This is a genomic window from Roseibium limicola, assembly GCF_017313085.1.
GTDB lineage: Bacteria > Pseudomonadota > Alphaproteobacteria > Rhizobiales > Stappiaceae > Roseibium > Roseibium limicola.
Genome location: NZ_JAFLNF010000003.1, coordinates 211,278 through 227,557, shown reverse-complemented (window position 1 = coordinate 227,557; position 16,280 = coordinate 211,278). Strand labels below are relative to the sequence as shown.

The window sequence follows — 16,280 nt, the reverse complement described above, 5'->3', positions numbered from 1 at the left end:
GCGCCTTGGCAAAACAGCCCGGTCAGCGTGCAAGCACGCTGGTGGCATCCCGTGTTTTGACAACAGCGGAGCTGATGTTAAGCACCGATGACTTGATGTCGGTGACGGACCGGGAAATGGTGCCCACAGCATTGGCTGCATCCTGCATGTTGTGAGACATGCCGTTGGTGACAACGCTCTGTTCTTCCACGGCAGCCGAGGCGGAGGCGACCTGCTCCTCGACGGTTTCAACTGCACTGTTGATTTTTTCCAGGGCCGCCACGACATCGCCGGAAATGGTCTGAATGCCGGAGATTTCTTGGGTGATTTGCTCTGTCGCCTTGGCGGCCTGTCCGGCCAGATTCTTAACCTCATTGGCCACCACCGCAAAGCCACGGCCGGCTTCCCCGGCGCGAGCGGATTCAATCGTGGCGTTGAGCGCCAGAAGATTGATTTCCTCGGCAATGTCCTGGATCAGCTTGACGATACCGGTCATCGCCCGTGTTGCGTCGTTGAGCCGGACGGTCGCATTGCTGGCCGACTGGGTGCATTCCGAGGCGGCCGTCGTGGCATCGCGTGACCGGTTCATCGTGTGGGCGATTTCACGGATCGAGGCAGCAAGTTCTTCTGTCGCAGATGCGATCGTCTGAACATTGTTGCTGGTTTCGTCCGCAGCGGACACGGCAGAGTAGGTCTGCTGTTCGGAGCTCGTCAACGCACCTTCTATCTCACCGAAATTGCCGTTGATGATTGTTTCCAGGTTCTTCAGAAGCTCAACCTGCTTGGTGATGTCAGTGGCGAACTTGACCACCTTGTATGGCGTTCCGTCGGGTTTCAGGATGGGATTATAGGAAGCTTCGATCCAGATTTCTCGTCCGCCCTTGGCAAGGCGCTTGTATTGTCCGGCGCAGAATTTCCCATTCTTCAATCCTGCCCAGAACTGGGTGTATTCATCGCTCCGGCTATAGTCATTGTCGACGAAGATGGAGTGGTGCTTGCCGCGAATTTCATTCAGGCTGTAGCCCATTGCCTCAAGGAAATTCGGATTGGCGTGAAGGATTGTGCCGTCCAGATCGAAATGAATGACCGCGCTGACTTCATTGATGGCAGCAACCTGGCCTTTCATCTCGGCGGCTTCTTCGATCCGCGCTGTGATGTCGGAGGCGAATTTCACAACCTTGTAAGGCGTGCCATCAGATTTGCGGATCGGGTTGTAGGTTGCTTCGATCCAGACCTCTTCACCATTCTTGTCGATGCGCTTGAACTGTCCGGCCTTGAACTCGCCGCGTGACAGGCTTGCCCAGAAGTCCTGGTATTCTGAGCTTCTCCGGTCGCTCTCGCTGACAAACATCGAGTGATGATGGCCCTGAATTTCAGAGAGCTCATAGCCGAGCGTCTTGAGGAAATTTTCGTTGGCGGTGAGGATCGTACCGTCAGGGTTAAACTCAATGACAGCCTGGGAACGGTCCAATGCACTGTAAATGTCTTCAAGTTGAGAAGTTTTTTTGCGCTTAAACAGGGACATTCGGGTGCTCCAAACAATATCTAGTGCAGAGCATTGGAGAGTTTTGGTTAATGCAGTGTGAAAAGTCACCTTGTTTTGACGTTGTGAGCACAGTAAATTATTTTATACTTACAGTTCCTGCGAATAGTATCAGTATTTACCCTGCTTTTGTCCTTGGTAAATTTGCCTAATTCAAAGCCGAAAGGATATTTCCTTCTTCTGGTAGCGAAGAGGATCACTGCACCTATGCGCCACTCGCCGTGCCGGATGCTCACGTGTCCTGTTTGCGTTCATCATGAGCGGCTTCGACGCTCTTGATTGGTTCGAAACTGCTGGCTTGCGCCATTTTCCAATAGGTCGAGTATCCGGCAATGTCGTTCTGTATCAACAACGCCCCCTTCTTCAACCACTCCAGTGCGGCACTGGCGGGCAATATCTCGCGGTGGCCTTCACGCAGATAAATATGCTCTGGCTGCAGCTGACGTGGGGAGTCCAGCCCGGAGGCCTCGGCAAATTCCGAAAGGGCCCGCAAGGTGTTGCGGTGGAAGTTGGCGACCCGGATGGATTTCTCCGGCACCACGAGAGCCTCCTGACGCTGTGGATCCTGCGTGGCGACGCCAACCGGACAGCGGTTGGTGTGGCAGCTCTGGGACTGGATGCAGCCGATGGAAAACATGAAGCCTCTTGCTGAATTTACCCAGTCTGCTCCAAGACTTAGCGTCGCGGCAATGTCAAACGCAGTGATCAGCTTGCCGCTGGCGCCAAGACTGATCCTCTGGCGCAGTCCGGCGCCGATCAATGTGTTGTGCACGAACACCAGACCCTGGCGAAGCGGCGTGCCCAGATGGTTGGAGAACTCAAGCGGAGCCGCGCCGGTGCCACCTTCCGCCCCATCAATGACAATGAAATCCGGTGCCGTATCGCGCTCGATCATCGCCTTGACGAGCGCCATGAACTCCCACTTATGCCCCAGGCACAGCTTGATACCGACAGGCTTTCCTTCCGAAAGATTTCTAAGTTTGATAATAAAATCAACAAGTTCTAGCGGTGTGGAGAAGGCTGAATGGGCGGAGGGAGATACACAATCCTCGCCTCTCGTCACGCCGCGCGCCTCGGCAATCTCCTCGCTGACCTTCGGTGCAGGCAGCACACCGCCGTGGCCGGGTTTTGCGCCCTGGCTCAGCTTTATTTCGATCATCTTCACCTGCGGCAGGGCAGCCTGGGTGGCGAAAGCCACTGGGTCGAAGCCGCCTTCAGCCGATCGACAACCGAAATAACCCGAGCCGATCTCCCAGATCAGGTCGCCACCGGGTTGCTTGTGATAGCGCGAGATGCCGCCTTCGCCGGTGTCGTGGGCGAAATTCCCCATCGCCGCACCGGAATTCAGCGCAGTAATCGCATTGGCCGACAGAGCGCCGAAACTCATGGCCGAAATGTTGAAAAGTGAGGCGGAATAGGGCTTTGTGCAATCCGGTCCACCTATCAGAACTCGTAGGGTTTCGTCACTGCGCGGGTCTTTGCGGGGCTTTCCCGGTCCGCCCTTGGGCACCATCGAGTGGTTCATCCAGGAGTAGTCCTCGGCATAAAGATCATGCTCGGTGCCGAAGGGCTTGTTGCCCTCGATGTCTTTTGCCCGGTCATAGACCAGAGAGCGTTGTTCGCGGGAGAACGGGGTACCGTCGAGATTGCTCTCGAAGAAATACTGTCGCATTTCCGGGCGGATGGATTCGAACATGTAGCGAAAATGCCCGAGGATCGGATAATTGCGCAGAACGGAATGCCGTTTTTGCCTCAGATCCAGGATCCCGACCACCGCAAGACCGATGAAGATCAGCGCTGGCAGCAGGAACCAGATGTTCGCCAAAAGCGCATAGGCGAGATTGGCGAGTGCCAGGAAGATGCTGATAAAAAAGACGTATTTACGCGCTGGGATCGGAGAGGCGATGGGGAGGGGCAAATTGATGACCTGTCACTGGCGGCGAAAAGGGCTGGCTTGTGGATCTGGTTCTGGCGCCGGTCGGTGCCGAGGCGCGACCTACTTTGCCACAGTCAGATAGGCTCGGGTATGACGTTTCAACCGTGCTAGCACATCCGACAAGTCAGCGGTCTGGCCGGAGCGGTGTTTCAGGGCGGCATGGACCATGAAGGCGATCAGCCCATCGGTCATTTCCGCCGGATCCAGGTCCTGTCGCAGCGCCGGGCGCCACTGCGAGTGTTCCTGCCAAGCCCTTAGAAACGCTTCGAGTTCTCCGTCGAGCCTGTGCAGAACGGCGAGGAATTCCGGGGCGCAAGTGCCAATGCCGTAGCCGGTGTTCTGTAAAAACAGCCGCAGCACGGTCTGGTCCGTGGTGATCACCCGGATCAGCTGCTCCATCTTGCCAAGCACACCCTCCAGAGGTGCAGGATGTACGCCGGAACCGTGCGCGTAAGGTTCTGATCCTTCAGGCTTTATCAGCTCAGCCAGCCGATCCAGAAGCAGATAGGACAGCAGTCCGTCCATATCCGTGAAATGCGCGAAGATCGTTCCCTTCGCCACGCCAGCTTCCGCCGCAATGGCTTCTGCCGTCAGCTCTTCCAGCCCGCCGGACCGTTCAGCCATCTGGCGCGCGGCTTCCAGAACCTTCTCCCGTGTCTTCAGCGTCCGTGCCTGGGGCCGACGTTGCCGCGGGCGCGCGGCCGGCGTGGTGGCAGAGGAGGTGGGGTTGGAAGGGGGATTGGGCATGTGCATCTTTCGCTTAAAAATGACCGTGGTCAAAATAAATCTTGACCTGAATCGCTGGCGATGTCAAAAAATGACCGCGGTCAATTTAAGAGAAAGTCGTTTCGAGACCATTCGCTTCGCCTTTGCGATTTTGTCATCGGTCCGGATGGGTCGCACAGGCTCGAACAAACAGAGAGAAGACATGACGAAAAATATTTTGCTGCTCGACGGCCACCCGGCTGCCGAAAGCCTTTCGCACGCCCTGTTGCAGGCCTATGCCGATGGAGCAGGGGCGGCAGGCCATCAGATGCGCACCCATCGCCTCAGCGCCATGAGCTTCGATGCGGACTTCGGCGTCTCCCGGTTTCGCGATGCCAAGCCGCTGGAGCCGGATCTGCAGGCTTTTTGGGATGACCTGCTGTGGGCCGACCATCTCGTCATCGCCCACCCGTTGTGGTGGGGCGGCATGCCGGCCAAGCTCAAGGGGTTGATCGACCGAAGCTTTTTGCACGGCAAGGCCTTCCGCTATGACGATGGCAAGCTGCTGCCAGTGGCTCTTCTCAAGGGCCGCACCTCGGAAGTTCTCCTCACTTCCGACACGCCAAAAGTCTTCCTTCACTGGATCTATGGTTTCGGCCTGAAGCAGCAGTTGAAAAAACAGATCGTCAATTTCGTCGGCCTCAAACTGCTGCGCATCACCGAGTTTTCGCCCGTCCGCAACTCAACCCCGCAAAAACGCGCCAAGTGGTTGAAACGGGCTGAAAAACAGGGCCGCTCCGTTTGAGCGGGGCGGATAGAAAAACCAGTCGATCACTGTGGGTTGCTTGAAGTATAGGAATATATTCTTGACAGCGTCACGCTCGTCTGCTAGGGTCTTGGCATGATCGAAGAACTGCGGCTGTTGCCGGGCTCTGGTGCGCTGAATGAGGCTTAGCTTCGCACAGTCTGACGCCTCGGGGACAACTTTGGGTCGCGTTTCTTAACTCACTTGAAACAAACGATTTTTTGGGCATCTGGCGAGGATTTCTCGGCGCCGGATGCTTTCGCTCGTCTGCGCCCCACGCGTCATCCCGTGCTGTTCGCTGAGGCTTCTGGTGAGGAGAGGTCACGGCATGGATGCCATGGTCGAGCCATGGCATGACGCGGGAGAGGTTGGCACTTGCGACTTGATGGCGACCACTTTGGCTCACCGGTCCCGGCTCTGTGCTGCGCTTGTCCGGGATGACGGAGGCGAGGGGTGGAGCGTTTTTTGCGCGCCTGGTTCCTTGTTACTCCTCCCATGGAATGAACGCGGGGGGCGAGGGGGGGAAGCTGCGGTGCAGAGGCGTGAGGGGGATGAGACTTTGAAACGCCAGCAGGATGAGAGCGACACGGGGCAAAGCGACACGGGGCATAGGGACAGGGGAGAGAGCGACATGGGGAAGCGGGCGGGGGGGCCGAGCGACGGGTGCCTACCTGATGCAAGCCAGACTGACGGGATGCAGGCTGACGCAAACCTGACTGAAGCAAGCCAGACAGTTCCAGGCCCGGGAGAGAACCCGTGCCCACGGCCTCCGGTGAAGTTGAACCCGTTGCTGGTCGATGCGGTGGTGCAACGGATGGGACGGTTGGCTGAGCAGGCCGGGCGCGAACCGCCGAGTCGTGCGGAGGTGGAAGCCGAAATGCGCCGGCGCATGGAAGCAAAGCGAGCCCGTCGCAAGGGCGGACGGAAGGTCGGCTGGCGTAAGTATCCAGCGAAAGACGACGACCCGTCGGCAGCCCTGGCGCAAGGGGAACACCTGTCCTTGCAGGACCCGCAAGCGCGGGCTGCGATGATCGCCCGGCTGTATCGCTCCTTCGCCGCCCAGATGGAGCGCATGGAGAGCCGCCTGAAGGCGCTGGAGACGCAAAGACTAGCCACTTCAGGCACACAGGCGGAAGCCGGGGTCGCCGACATTGGCGAGATCGACAGGACCGTGAAAACCCTGGCGAGCCTGGCACGCACATTGACCGTGCTGCTGGGGCTGCAGGCGGAAGCCGAGCGGGACGCGGGCATGCCAGCCAAAGCAAAGGGAGCGCGCGGCCATGCAGAGGTGCCCGGACAACGAGACAGCAGGGTCGAAGGATCCGACGACACAGACGCCGATGGGCGGGGCAGCGAAAACGGTCTCGACCCGGACACCCTGCGCCGAACGCTTGCGCAGCGCCTTGAGCGCTTGTGCGGGGCGGGGCCAGCTGGAGGGCGCGCTGAGCCAGCTGACCCAGACGGAAATGCGCTTTCTGCTGAATGACTGGCAGACCTTTGCCCATGGCCATCAACTGGCGCCGGCGGGCGACTGGCGCATCTGGCTGCTGATGGGCGGCCGTGGCGCGGGCAAGACACGCGCCGGGGCGGAATGGCTGCGCGCCAGTGTCGGCCCAAGAGCACACACAAACACCGGGCAGCTGGAGGACGGACCGCTGCGCATCGCTCTGGTCGGCGAAACCTATGCCGATGTGCGCGAGGTGATGGTGGAAGGCGTGTCCGGGCTGTTGGCAGTCCACCAGAAGGCCGAGCGTCCGGTATGGATTCCCACCCGGCGCCGGCTGGAGTGGCCGGGCGGTGCAGTCGCTCAGGCCTTCAGCTCAGAGGATCCGGAGGCCCTGCGGGGGCCGCAGTTTCACCTGGCGTGGTGCGACGAACTGGCAAAATGGAAAAACGCCGAGGAGACCTTCGACATGCTGCAATTCGGTTTGCGCCTGGGCCAGAGGCCCCGGCAACTGATCACCACGACCCCGCGCCCGGTGCCACTGCTAAAGCGGCTGCTGGGACTAGAGGCGACCTCCGTCACCCATGCTCCGACACGGGTCAACGCGCCTTTTCTGGCGCCGGGGTTTCTGGAGGCTGTTGTCGGGCGCTATGCCGGCACGCGTCTGGGACGGCAGGAGCTGGACGGCGAGCTGATCGAGGACAGACCCGACGCCCTGTGGTCGCGTGCCGGGGTGGAACAGTGCCGGGTCGAACAGGTACCTGACCGCTTCGTCCGCATTGTCGTTGCCATCGACCCGCCCGCCTCATCGGGCAAGCGCTCGGATGCCTGCGGCCTGGTGGCGGCAGGTCTGGGCGAGGATGGGCGGGTTTATGTGCTGGCCGACAGATCGCTGCCTCAGGCCAAGCCGGGACAATGGGCCGCTGCGGCCACCGGGCTGTATCATGCGCTTGATGCGGATTGTCTGGTGGCGGAGGTCAACCAGGGCGGCGAGATGGTCAGCGAGGTGATCCGCTCAGTCGATGACACGGCACCGGTGAAACGCGTTCACGCCAGTCGCAGCAAGCACGCCCGGGCCGAGCCGGTCGCCATGCTGTACGATCAGGGCAAGGTGAAACATGCCGGTGTGTTTCCGGAGCTGGAAGATGAAATGTGTGATTTCTCGCCGAGCGGTCTGTCCAGCGGCCGGTCCCCCGACCGGCTGGATGCGCTGGTCTGGGCAGTCAGCGAGTTGCTGCTGGGCTCAAGGGCCGAACCACGTGTGCGTCATTTGTGAAAGACGCCGTTTCGTGCGGGTTTTCCCGGCTGGACGGAGGTGGTTTTCGACCTCCGACGATGGGGCTTTGCCCTGATGACCAGTCAGCCGGACCTGGCCTCGGGTGTTCTGTGTCCTGTCTCTATCGCACTGTGGCGGCCAATCCGGCGACCTCTGGTGATGGCAGCACGATGGTTGCGCCCAGCGGCCGGACCCGATTTGGATTTGGGCCCGTCTGGCGAGGTACTGGCACGCCAAGCTGCAAGCGGCAATAGGCCTCGAGGCTGGTCAGATGACGTTTCCATCCGGCCTCGTGATCCAGTCGGACGGCGGCGGCGGTGTTCGGATCAAGCCCGCACCATCCGGAGTGGGTCAGGGTGCAAAGGGTTCCGTCGGGCAGGCCAGTCAGCAACAATTCCAGCTCGGTTTCCACGCCCCAGTCCTCGTCAGACCAGGTCATGGTGATGCGCTGCGGCGGTTCCAGCTGCTTCATCTGGCCAAAGGTCACGACCTTGCGACCGTCCCGATGGGTGATTTCGCGAAAGAAGCCGCCGGGGGTCGCATCAAGGGAGATGTGATCGCCAAACCATTCCTTCAGGTGTTCCGCCTTGGTCAGAACCAGCCAGGCGCGCTCGGCGCTGAGCGGCAACCAGGTGTGGAAGCGAATGCCATTGGGCACGTCCGGTTCACCGCTTGTCGCGGCATTTTTCTCTGGACAGTCGGACACGGTCGAGTGGGACATTTCTCAGATCTCCGGCACTGCGGCGTGCAGAGGATGGGGCCAGGCTGCACTAGGTATCTTCACGTATATTGACCTTACGGCAGCTTTAAGGCGGCGGGAAGTCCCATGCGACAAACGTCTTGAATCAATCTTTAAACTGCAGGCGAAAGGCTTATTGAATCATGCGCTTGTTCGGAAGACTTGAATCCTCTTTCCCATTTCGCCGTGCCGCCGCCGGGTTCCGGCCAACACGGGTGGCAGAAGAAACAAAGGCCTCGCAAACGGCGCCATTGATTGCCTGGAGCGGTCATCAGGCGCCGGTCTGGAGCCCGCGCGACTATGCTGCGCTGGCCCGCGAGGGCTATGCCCGCAACCCGGTGGTCTACCGCTGCATCCGGTTGATCAGCGAGGCGGCTGCCTCTGTTCCCCTCGGTTTGTTCGAGGCCGATCAGGAGGTTACGACGCATCCTCTGAAGGCGCTTCTGGCACAGCCGAATGGCGAAATGACCGGGGCAGAGTTTCTGGAAACGGTCTATGGCCATCTGCTCGGCGCCGGGAACGCGTTTCTGGAGCAGGTCTCGGTGGAAGGCAGTCTGCGCGAGCTGCATCCCCTGCGGCCGGACCGGGTGAAGCTGGTGGTCGCCGCCTCCGGCTGGGTCGAGGCGGTCGACTACAGCGTCGGCGGTCGTTCCTTGCGTCTCGGCACTGTACCGGGAGAGGGCAGCGACATTGCCACGGTGCGGCATCTGAAGCTGTTTCATCCGCTGAATGATCATTACGGCTTTGCCCCGATCGAGGCCGCCCAGGTCAGCCTCGACACCCACAATGCGGCGGCAGGCTGGAACAAGGCGCTGCTTGATAACGCCGCCCGGCCTTCGGGGGCGCTGGTTTACGGTCAGGGCGAGGCGACGAACCTGTCGCCGGATCAGTTCGACCGGCTGAAGCAGGAGCTGGAGGCCGGCTACCAGGGCGCCAAGAACGCCGGGCGGCCTCTGCTGCTGGAAGGCGGGCTGGACTGGAAGCCGATGGGGCTGACGCCGAAGGACATGGATTTCATCGAGGCGAAGAACCAGGCGGCGCGGGAAATCGCCCTGGCCTTCGGCGTGCCGCCGATGCTGCTGGGCATTCCCGGAGACAACACCTACGCCAATTACCGCGAGGCCAATCTGGCCTTCTGGCGCACCTGCGTGCTGCCGCTGGTGGGGCGCACGGCCGCCGCCTTGACCGGCTGGCTCGGCCCGGCGTTTGGCGACCTCCCATTGTCCCTGATACCGGATCTGGACGGCATCGAAGCCCTGTCGGCGGAACGCGAGGCCTTGTGGCGGCGGGTCGGCGCGGCAGAGTTTTTGTCCGACGACGAGAAACGCATGGCCGTCGGCTACGGCCTGCAGCAGGGCGAAGCGTGAGCGCGGGGCGATGAGTGAGGACATCACCCGCTCGGTGATCGAGCGCGGCGACCTGGCCCATCTGGCGCTGTTTCTCTGGGCCGTGGCGGCGTCTGCATTGGCGCTGGGGCTGGTGCGCGAGCTGGCCGCAGCCAATCGGCGGTTCTCCGCCTTTGTCGACGAGATCGCCCGGTTAAACCGGTTTCTCAACCGGGTTCTAAACCCGCCAGCCGCAGCAGGTTTATCTCAGGAAAATCAGTCAAGCGACTGAGGTCAAACATCAAAGACATTTTTGAAAAAGGAGCGCCGAAATGGCTGCGAGCCTGAAATCTGCACGCCTTGACGACCCGCATCCCGGATCCCGAGCAGCTGTCCCTGCAGCCACAAAAGAGTTCCGCTCCTTTGCCGACCGGCTGGCCAAGCTGATGGCGGTGCTTTCGGACAAGCCACAGGAGGGGCTGCGATGACTGGTGCCGTCCTGACCGGCTACGCGGCGCTGTTTGATGTGGTCGACGGCGGCGGCGACATGATCCGCCCCGGCGCCTTTGCCCGCGTCCTGCGCAACCAAGCGCACCGATCCCTGCCGATGCTGTGGCAACACGATCCGTCCCGTCCCATCGGGCGCTGGACAGCGGTCTGTGAGGACCACCTCGGGCTGCGGGTCACCGGCCACCTGACACCGGGCGTGCAGCGCTCGGAAGAGGCAGCCCGGCTGATTGCCAGCGGCGCCCTCAGCGGCCTGTCCATCGGCTTCAAGGCCGTGCGGGCGCAGACGGGAAAAGCCGCCCGCCGCGTTCTGACAGAAATCGATCTGTGGGAGGTGTCTCTCGTCACCTTTCCGCAGATACCGGGCGCCCGTGTGCAGCTCGTCGCGCCGCCAGAGGCCACCACACAAAAATCCGCCCAAGTTCCGGTCGCCCGTCTCACCGGCCGGCTGGGGACGTACCGCTCAAGGAGGAGCCTGTGACTGACATGACACGATCTGACCCGACCACTCCCACCCAACCAAACGCGCATCTGCCATTTGAAATCAAATCGGCCTTTGAGACCAAGGCGGAAACCCCGGAAGTGGCTACCGTTCCGGCCTTGCCTGCCGGGTCCGGCGAGGATGTTGCCCGCACCTTTGACGAGTTCTTCTCCGCCTTCGAGAGCTATCGGCAGGTCAATGATGCCCGGCTGCAGGAGATCGAGCAGCGCGGTGCTTCCGACGTTGTCACCCTGGAAAAACTCGATCGGCTAGATGCGGTGCTGGATGCCACTCAACGGCGTCTTGATGCGCTGTCGATCAAAAACGCCCGCCCGCCGCTGGGTGGCGTCTCGGAGCGCCATCGCACCGGCCCGGCGCTGGAGCGCAAGGCGGCCTTTGAAACCTACATGCGCACCGGACGGGAACGCGCCCTGACCAGTCTCGACACCAAGGCCCTGTCGATCGGGTCGGACCCGGACGGCGGCTATCTGGTGCCGGAGGAAACCGAAGCGGGTATTTTGTCCCGACTGGCCAATGTCTCGCCGATCCGCGCCATCGCCGGCAACCGTCAGGTGTCTTCCGCCTCGTTCAAGAAGCCGTTCTCCATCACCGGGCCGCAGGCCGGCTGGGTCGGGGAGACGGCGGCTCGCCCGCAAACCTCGTCACCGGTTCTGGCCGAGCTGACGTTCCCGGCCATGGAGCTCTACGCCATGCCGGCGGCCACCTCCGCACTGCTCGACGATGCAGCGGTTGATATGGACGCCTGGATTGCCGAGGAAGTGGAGACCGCCTTTGCCGAGCAGGAGGGCTCCGCCTTCATCAATGGCGATGGCGTCAACAAGCCTATGGGCTTTCTGTCCGTGCCGCAGGTGGCCGAGACCAGTTGGGCCTGGGGTTCGCTTGGCACCATCGCAACCGGTGAGGCAGGAGCCTTTCAGGCAACTGCGCCTGCCGATGTGCTGCTCGATCTGATCTATGCGCTGAAGAGCGGCTACCGCCAGAATGCCCGCTTCGTCATGAACCGGCGAACGCAAGGGGCATTGCGCAAGCTCAAGGACGGTGACGGCAATTACCTCTGGCAGCCACCGGTCAGCGCGGGGGCCGCAGCGACCTTGCTGAATTTCCCCGTCAGTGAAGCCGAAGACATGCCGGACATCGGCGTGGATGAAACGGCAATTGCCTTCGGCGACTTCAAACGCGGCTACCTGGTGGTTGACCGGGTCGGCGTCCGCATCCTGCGCGATCCCTATTCCGCCAAGCCCTACGTGCTTTTCTACACCACCAAGCGGGTGGGTGGCGGCGTTCAGGATTATGACGCCATCAAGCTGCTGAGTTTTTCCGCCTGATCGGGGCGGTCTTTTGCTCGCGCTCGTCACGCAGCGGTGGATCGCCGGTCCTTAAAAAGGGGCAAGGGCAAGGCACCTCCCGTCTTCTCTGCCCCCATCAATCCTCCCCGCACCTTGAGCCGGGGCCGAGTGATCGGCCCCGGCATCTTTTTGCCGAAACGATTTTCCCAAACAGAACGATCAGGAGGTTGTCATGACAGCGGCATTGATTGCGGCGCCTGCATCCGAGCCGGTGTCTGTGGCCCAGATGAAGGCGCATCTGCGCCTCTCGGGCTCTGCGGAAGACGATTTCCTGCAGGACATGATCACCGCAGCGCGCGAGCATGTGGAGCGTGAAACCCGCCGGTCGTTGATCAGCCAGACGTGGCGATTGTATCTCGACCGCTGGCCCATGGGCCGGGTGGTGCCGTTGCCGACGGGCCCGGTACAGGAAGTCTCCCAGGTGCTGCTGTATGATCGGGTGGGGGCGGCGTCTGATCTGGCGCAAGCGTTCTGGAGCCTGTCGAAGGGCAGCGATCCAGCCCGTGTGAAGGTCTTGCCGGGCGCCGGTCTGTCCATCACCGAGCTTTCGGCCATCGAGATCGATTTCATTGCCGGGTATGGCGATGCCGCAGACACTGTGCCCGCCACCTTGCGTCAGGCCGTACGCTTGCTCGCTGCCCATTGGTTTGAAAACCGCGAGGCAGGAACCGAGCTCTCCATGGCCAGCCTGCCATTTGGCTTGGACCGGCTGCTGTCGGTCAACCGGATCCCGCAGCTATGAGCGCCGGACGCTATCGCTCAGCTGTCGAGCTGCAGGCGCCGGTTTTCACCGCATCAGCAGACGGATCCCAGTCGCTGGTCTACACCCCGGCAGGCAGCGACTTTGCCGAAATCCGTCTGCTGCGGCAGGGCGAGGCGGTGTCTGCCGGCAGCCTGCGGGCAACGGCCACCCATTCCATTCGCCTGCGCCGTCGCGATGACATTGGCGCCGGATGGCAGGTGACAAGCCCGCGCGACCGCTTCCGTCTTCTGTCGGTGGCCGAAGAGGGGCGCCGGGGGGAATACAGTCTTTGTCTGGCGGAAGTTGAAACCGAAACCGAAGAGGCCCCCTCATGAGCCATGCTGCCCTGGCCCTGCGTGCAGGCCTTTTCGCGCGCCTGTCTGCGGATGCGGACCTGACAAGCCGGATCGGCGCCAACCGCATTTTTGATGCAGCCCCACGCAATCAGAAATTTCCGTTTGTGGTGTTGGCAGCTCTCGGCTCTCGCCCGCTGCTGACACGGGTGGACGAGGGCGAGGTGCATGAGCTTGTGCTGGCGGTCTTCTCCCGCGCAGCCTCTCGCGACGAGGCGCTGGGGGGTGTTCAACGCGCTGCTCGACTGCTGATGGACGAACCGCCCGAATTGACGGGCCACCGGTTGATAGGTCTGCAGGTGACCGAAGTGACCTCCCGACTGATGCGTGATGGCCGGACCTTCCGGGCCGAAGCATCGCTGCGGGCCGTGACCGAACCTCAGGCCTGACCGCCAAAGCGACACCACTCAAGGAACCCTGCCATGACTGCTCAGGCTGGACGTGACCTCTTGCTCAAACTCGACCTCAACGGCACCGCTAGTTTTCAGACGGTCGCCGGTCTGCGGGCGCGGCGCATTGCCTTCAATGCCAGCCTTGTCGACATCACCAACGCCGACAGCGCCGGCCATTGGCGCGAGCTGTTGGAAAACGCCGGAACCCGCGCCGCCAGTCTGTCAGGCTCCGGCCTGTTTCGTGATCAGGCAAGCGATGCCGCCGTCCGATCGTTGTTTTTTGAAGGCTCTGTGCGCCCCTGGCGGGTGATCGTACCGGATTTCGGCACGCTCGAAGGTCCGTTTCAGGTCACGGCGCTGGAATATGCGGGGCGCCACGATGGCGAGGTGACCTATGAGCTGGCACTGGAAAGTGCCGGTGAGCTCGGGTTCACCGCCGACTAACCACACTCACATCCGATCTTACGAAAGACTGCAGAGGAGGCATCATGCCCAATCGTCTTCGCGGTGAAATATCCGCAATGCTGGATGGCCGCTCCTGGACCCTGGTTCTGACACTGGGCGCACTGGCCGAGCTGGAGGAAGCTCTTGGTTGCTCCGACCTGCAGGGACTGGCGGATCACTTCGCCTCCGGCAAACTGTCGACGCCCGACTTGATCCGGGTTCTGGGTGCAGGACTGCGCGGCGCTGGCAACGAGGTTTCAGATGATCAGGTGGCGATGATGCGCGGCGTAGGTGGAGCAGCCGGCTTTGTCGCGATTGCCGCCGATCTGCTGCATGTCACCTTCGGCAGCGGCGATGATACCCAGCAAGACGATGAGGAACAGGGACCGACCTCCGCCCCTTTTGCGCAAGGGACGCTGCCGGGAGAGGTGGCCTCTGGTCAAGGCTGATGCACTTGGCCTTCAGTCGGTTGGGGTGGTCGCCTCAGACATTCTGGGCTGCGACCCTGCCGGAACTCTCTGCCGCTCTGCTATCGCCAGACGCGCGTGCCGCAAGTGGGCAACTGGCAGCTGTCGAGCTGGCCGCCTTGATGCGGCGTTTTCCAGACTGATCAGCGACTTGAGAGGAATGCTTCATGCCCGCATCAGATGACGGACTGGACCTGGGCGTCAGCGAGCCCTTGTCCGAACTTGAGCAGTTTTCGCGCCAGATGAGCGAGATCTCCCGCGAGGCTCAGCGGTTTTCACTCAACCTGACAGGCGGGCTGAAGGCGGCGCTGGTCGATGGCAAGAGCTTGCAGCAGGTGTTTTCCCGGCTGGCATTGGGTGCCTCGTCGCGGGCGCTGAATTCGGCACTGGCTCCGCTGGAAAATCTGGCGGGACAAGCCGTGACCGGAGCCGTTCAGTCGGTCGGGCAGGGGCTTTCCGCCGGTGTCTCGGGGCTGCTCGGAGCGGTGACGCCTTTTGCCCGTGGCGGTGTGGTCTCGGAGCCTGGCCTGTTTTCATTCGAGGGCGGTTTGGGGATGGCAGGTGAAGCCGGGGCCGAGGCCATCCTGCCGCTGGCGCGGGGACGCGACGGCCGCCTGGGGGTGCGCACCGGAGGAGCCGGACTGCCGCCGGTGACAATCAACGTGGCCGCGCGCGACGTTCAGAGCTTTTCCCGGGCCGAAGCCCAGGTCTCTGCAATGGTCGCCCGCGCCGTCGGACGGGGACGACGCGGGCTGTGACACCGGCCTGAATAAGGAGGGGCTCAGGAGCCGGTGACTTCTGCGGCTGCAAGCAGGCCGGCGATCTCATCTTTCAGCGCCAGGCGCTGCTTCTTGAAGGTCTCCAACGCCTCGTCGGAGGCCGGCTGGACGTCGGTTTCGATCCGGTGAATTTCCCTGTTCACCTCGTGGTAGCGGTCGCTGAGCTTGGCGAAATGGGCGTCGCTGGTTTTCAGCTGGCTCAGCGTCGCGCTTGCATCGGGAAATTCCTCGTGCAGCTCGTGCGGGACATGGCTCATCAGTTTCCTCCTTTGTTGGTGGTCCGACTATGGCAACGGCGGTGGCAAGCCGCCTTGAGGCAAATCAATCGCGGCGCAAATAACGGGAGTAGATGATGTCCGAGTTTCTCGACCTGGCGTTTCCCACCGCCGTCGCCTTCGGCGCGCTGGGCGGACCGGAGCGCCGCACCGACGTGGTGCAGCTGGCCTCCGGCCATGAGGCGCGCAACGCCCGCTGGAGCGGCAGTCGACGCCGATATGACGCCTCCACCGGCATCCGCTCACTGAAAGACCTGCGCGAGGTCGTGTCGCTGTTTGAACGCGCCCGTGGCAGGCTTTACGGCTTCCGTTTTCGCGATCCTTTTGACCATTCGTCACGCACGGACGGCAGTCTGCCTGCCGCCCTGGACCAGCCGGTCGCAACCGGCGACGGCGAGCAGCTGAGATTTGCCTTGAGCAAGAACTACGGCGAGGGTGCCACGGCCTACACCCGGCCGGTCCGGCTGGTCGATGCGGCCAGTCTCAAGGTCGCCGTCGATGGCGCGCAGATCAATCAACCCGTCGACGCGGCGCTGGATGCGGCCACTGGCGAGCTGGTCTTCGCAGTGCCTCCGGTCCCTGGTGCTGTCATCACCGCCGGGTTCTTCTTCGACGTGCCGGTGCGCTTTGACACCGACCGGCTGGAAATGTCGCTGACCCACTTCGAGGCTGGTGACATCCCCTCCATTCCGCTGATCGAGATCCGGATTTAAGGCGAGGT

Annotated in this window: 21 protein-coding genes; 16 read left to right on the top strand and 5 right to left on the bottom strand. The window is 61.9% G+C overall.

The window, feature by feature from the left end:
- Positions 1–22 precede the first annotated feature (22 nt).
- The 3 genes from J0X15_RS08275 to J0X15_RS08265 all read right to left on the bottom strand — a co-directional run bounded on the left by J0X15_RS08275 (position 23) and on the right by J0X15_RS08265 (position 4,205).
- On the bottom strand, positions 23–1,504 hold the full coding sequence (locus tag J0X15_RS08275; protein ID WP_206939627.1) for a methyl-accepting chemotaxis protein: 1,482 nt from the start codon (positions 1,502–1,504) through the stop codon (positions 23–25).
- A 250-nt stretch (positions 1,505–1,754) separates the two neighbouring features.
- Positions 1,755–3,440, bottom strand: coding sequence for an FMN-binding glutamate synthase family protein (locus J0X15_RS08270; RefSeq protein WP_209015184.1), 1,686 nt, complete (start codon positions 3,438–3,440; stop codon positions 1,755–1,757).
- A gap of 78 nt (positions 3,441–3,518) precedes the next feature.
- Positions 3,519–4,205, bottom strand: coding sequence for a TetR/AcrR family transcriptional regulator (locus J0X15_RS08265; protein ID WP_206939626.1), 687 nt, complete (start codon positions 4,203–4,205; stop codon positions 3,519–3,521).
- On the opposite strand from J0X15_RS08265, the gene J0X15_RS08260 reads away from it, so the two are divergent.
- The 3 genes from J0X15_RS08260 to J0X15_RS08250 all read left to right on the top strand — a co-directional run bounded on the left by J0X15_RS08260 (position 4,165) and on the right by J0X15_RS08250 (position 7,688).
- Positions 4,165–4,968, top strand: coding sequence for an NAD(P)H-dependent oxidoreductase (locus tag J0X15_RS08260; protein ID WP_209015183.1), 804 nt, complete (start codon positions 4,165–4,167; stop codon positions 4,966–4,968). The genes J0X15_RS08265 and J0X15_RS08260 overlap by 41 nt on opposite strands.
- A 631-nt stretch (positions 4,969–5,599) precedes the next feature.
- Positions 5,600–6,454 (top strand): hypothetical protein, encoded by an 855-nt coding sequence (locus J0X15_RS08255; RefSeq protein WP_206939625.1) that lies wholly within the window; start codon positions 5,600–5,602, stop codon positions 6,452–6,454.
- Positions 6,435–7,688, top strand: a complete 1,254-nt coding sequence (locus J0X15_RS08250) for a DNA-packaging protein (protein ID WP_206940193.1) — start codon at positions 6,435–6,437, stop codon at positions 7,686–7,688. Before J0X15_RS08255 ends, J0X15_RS08250 begins: the two co-directional genes overlap by 20 nt.
- Positions 7,689–7,809: 121 nt before the next feature.
- Here J0X15_RS08250 and J0X15_RS08245 read toward each other — a convergent pair whose 3' ends face one another.
- Positions 7,810–8,409 (bottom strand): SRPBCC family protein, encoded by a 600-nt coding sequence (locus tag J0X15_RS08245; protein ID WP_206939624.1) that lies wholly within the window; start codon positions 8,407–8,409, stop codon positions 7,810–7,812.
- Between the two features lie 161 nt (positions 8,410–8,570).
- Here J0X15_RS08245 and J0X15_RS08240 point away from each other — a divergent pair, with 161 nt between their 5' ends.
- The 12 genes from J0X15_RS08240 (at position 8,571) to J0X15_RS08185 (ending at position 15,263) form a co-directional block, all read left to right on the top strand.
- On the top strand, positions 8,571–9,794 hold the full coding sequence (locus J0X15_RS08240) for a phage portal protein (protein WP_206939623.1): 1,224 nt from the start codon (positions 8,571–8,573) through the stop codon (positions 9,792–9,794).
- Between the two features lie 10 nt (positions 9,795–9,804).
- Positions 9,805–10,044 (top strand): hypothetical protein, encoded by a 240-nt coding sequence (locus tag J0X15_RS08235; protein ID WP_206939622.1) that lies wholly within the window; start codon positions 9,805–9,807, stop codon positions 10,042–10,044.
- Between the two features lie 40 nt (positions 10,045–10,084).
- Complete coding sequence (locus tag J0X15_RS08230; protein WP_206939621.1) at positions 10,085–10,240, top strand: hypothetical protein; 156 nt, start codon at positions 10,085–10,087, stop codon at positions 10,238–10,240.
- Entirely contained in the window at positions 10,237–10,740 is a 504-nt protein-coding gene (locus J0X15_RS08225) for an HK97 family phage prohead protease (RefSeq protein WP_206939620.1), read from the top strand. The genes J0X15_RS08230 and J0X15_RS08225 overlap by 4 nt, the downstream gene beginning before the upstream one ends.
- Positions 10,741–10,745: 5 nt before the next feature.
- Positions 10,746–12,086 carry a phage major capsid protein gene (locus J0X15_RS08220; protein ID WP_206939618.1) on the top strand — a complete coding sequence of 447 codons (1,341 nt, stop codon included), beginning with the start codon at positions 10,746–10,748 and terminating at the stop codon, positions 12,084–12,086.
- Between the two features lie 193 nt (positions 12,087–12,279).
- Entirely contained in the window at positions 12,280–12,849 is a 570-nt protein-coding gene (locus tag J0X15_RS08215) for a head-tail connector protein (protein WP_206939615.1), read from the top strand.
- Positions 12,846–13,184 (top strand): head-tail adaptor protein, encoded by a 339-nt coding sequence (locus J0X15_RS08210; protein ID WP_206939613.1) that lies wholly within the window; start codon positions 12,846–12,848, stop codon positions 13,182–13,184. Before J0X15_RS08215 ends, J0X15_RS08210 begins: the two co-directional genes overlap by 4 nt.
- Positions 13,181–13,591, top strand: a complete 411-nt coding sequence (locus J0X15_RS08205) for a DUF3168 domain-containing protein (RefSeq protein WP_206939611.1) — start codon at positions 13,181–13,183, stop codon at positions 13,589–13,591. The genes J0X15_RS08210 and J0X15_RS08205 overlap by 4 nt, the downstream gene beginning before the upstream one ends.
- A gap of 33 nt (positions 13,592–13,624) precedes the next feature.
- Positions 13,625–14,038, top strand: a complete 414-nt coding sequence (locus J0X15_RS08200; protein ID WP_206939610.1) for a phage major tail protein, TP901-1 family — start codon at positions 13,625–13,627, stop codon at positions 14,036–14,038.
- A gap of 44 nt (positions 14,039–14,082) precedes the next feature.
- Complete coding sequence (locus J0X15_RS08195; protein WP_206939609.1) at positions 14,083–14,487, top strand: gene transfer agent family protein; 405 nt, start codon at positions 14,083–14,085, stop codon at positions 14,485–14,487.
- Positions 14,487–14,648, top strand: coding sequence for a phage tail assembly chaperone (locus J0X15_RS08190; RefSeq protein WP_206939608.1), 162 nt, complete (start codon positions 14,487–14,489; stop codon positions 14,646–14,648). Before J0X15_RS08195 ends, J0X15_RS08190 begins: the two co-directional genes overlap by 1 nt.
- Before the next feature lie 24 nt (positions 14,649–14,672).
- Positions 14,673–15,263, top strand: a complete 591-nt coding sequence (locus tag J0X15_RS08185; protein ID WP_209015182.1) for a phage tail tape measure protein — start codon at positions 14,673–14,675, stop codon at positions 15,261–15,263.
- 23 nt (positions 15,264–15,286) lie between these two features.
- On the opposite strand, the gene J0X15_RS08180 is transcribed toward J0X15_RS08185, so the two are convergent.
- On the bottom strand, positions 15,287–15,541 hold the full coding sequence (locus J0X15_RS08180) for a YdcH family protein (RefSeq protein WP_206939607.1): 255 nt from the start codon (positions 15,539–15,541) through the stop codon (positions 15,287–15,289).
- A gap of 95 nt (positions 15,542–15,636) precedes the next feature.
- Here J0X15_RS08180 and J0X15_RS08175 point away from each other — a divergent pair, with 95 nt between their 5' ends.
- Positions 15,637–16,272 carry a DUF2460 domain-containing protein gene (locus J0X15_RS08175; RefSeq protein ID WP_206939606.1) on the top strand — a complete coding sequence of 212 codons (636 nt, stop codon included), beginning with the start codon at positions 15,637–15,639 and terminating at the stop codon, positions 16,270–16,272.
- Positions 16,273–16,280 lie beyond the last annotated feature (8 nt).

Coding starts and splice junctions, on each gene's coding strand:
- J0X15_RS08265 (WP_206939626.1), bottom strand. CDS start 4,205: ATGCCCAATCCCCCTTCCAACCCCACCTCCTCTGCCACCACGCCGGCC.
- J0X15_RS08215 (WP_206939615.1), top strand. CDS start 12,280: ATGACAGCGGCATTGATTGCGGCGCCTGCATCCGAGCCGGTGTCTGTG.
- J0X15_RS08220 (WP_206939618.1), top strand. CDS start 10,746: ATGACACGATCTGACCCGACCACTCCCACCCAACCAAACGCGCATCTG.
- J0X15_RS08225 (WP_206939620.1), top strand. CDS start 10,237: ATGACTGGTGCCGTCCTGACCGGCTACGCGGCGCTGTTTGATGTGGTC.
- J0X15_RS08185 (WP_209015182.1), top strand. CDS start 14,673: ATGCCCGCATCAGATGACGGACTGGACCTGGGCGTCAGCGAGCCCTTG.
- J0X15_RS08250 (WP_206940193.1), top strand. CDS start 6,435: ATGCGCTTTCTGCTGAATGACTGGCAGACCTTTGCCCATGGCCATCAA.
- J0X15_RS08200 (WP_206939610.1), top strand. CDS start 13,625: ATGACTGCTCAGGCTGGACGTGACCTCTTGCTCAAACTCGACCTCAAC.
- J0X15_RS08245 (WP_206939624.1), bottom strand. CDS start 8,409: ATGTCCCACTCGACCGTGTCCGACTGTCCAGAGAAAAATGCCGCGACA.
- J0X15_RS08175 (WP_206939606.1), top strand. CDS start 15,637: ATGTCCGAGTTTCTCGACCTGGCGTTTCCCACCGCCGTCGCCTTCGGC.
- J0X15_RS08255 (WP_206939625.1), top strand. CDS start 5,600: ATGGGGAAGCGGGCGGGGGGGCCGAGCGACGGGTGCCTACCTGATGCA.
- J0X15_RS08230 (WP_206939621.1), top strand. CDS start 10,085: ATGGCTGCGAGCCTGAAATCTGCACGCCTTGACGACCCGCATCCCGGA.
- J0X15_RS08275 (WP_206939627.1), bottom strand. CDS start 1,504: ATGTCCCTGTTTAAGCGCAAAAAAACTTCTCAACTTGAAGACATTTAC.
- J0X15_RS08210 (WP_206939613.1), top strand. CDS start 12,846: ATGAGCGCCGGACGCTATCGCTCAGCTGTCGAGCTGCAGGCGCCGGTT.
- J0X15_RS08205 (WP_206939611.1), top strand. CDS start 13,181: ATGAGCCATGCTGCCCTGGCCCTGCGTGCAGGCCTTTTCGCGCGCCTG.
- J0X15_RS08235 (WP_206939622.1), top strand. CDS start 9,805: ATGAGTGAGGACATCACCCGCTCGGTGATCGAGCGCGGCGACCTGGCC.
- J0X15_RS08180 (WP_206939607.1), bottom strand. CDS start 15,541: ATGAGCCATGTCCCGCACGAGCTGCACGAGGAATTTCCCGATGCAAGC.
- J0X15_RS08195 (WP_206939609.1), top strand. CDS start 14,083: ATGCCCAATCGTCTTCGCGGTGAAATATCCGCAATGCTGGATGGCCGC.
- J0X15_RS08190 (WP_206939608.1), top strand. CDS start 14,487: ATGCACTTGGCCTTCAGTCGGTTGGGGTGGTCGCCTCAGACATTCTGG.
- J0X15_RS08240 (WP_206939623.1), top strand. CDS start 8,571: ATGCGCTTGTTCGGAAGACTTGAATCCTCTTTCCCATTTCGCCGTGCC.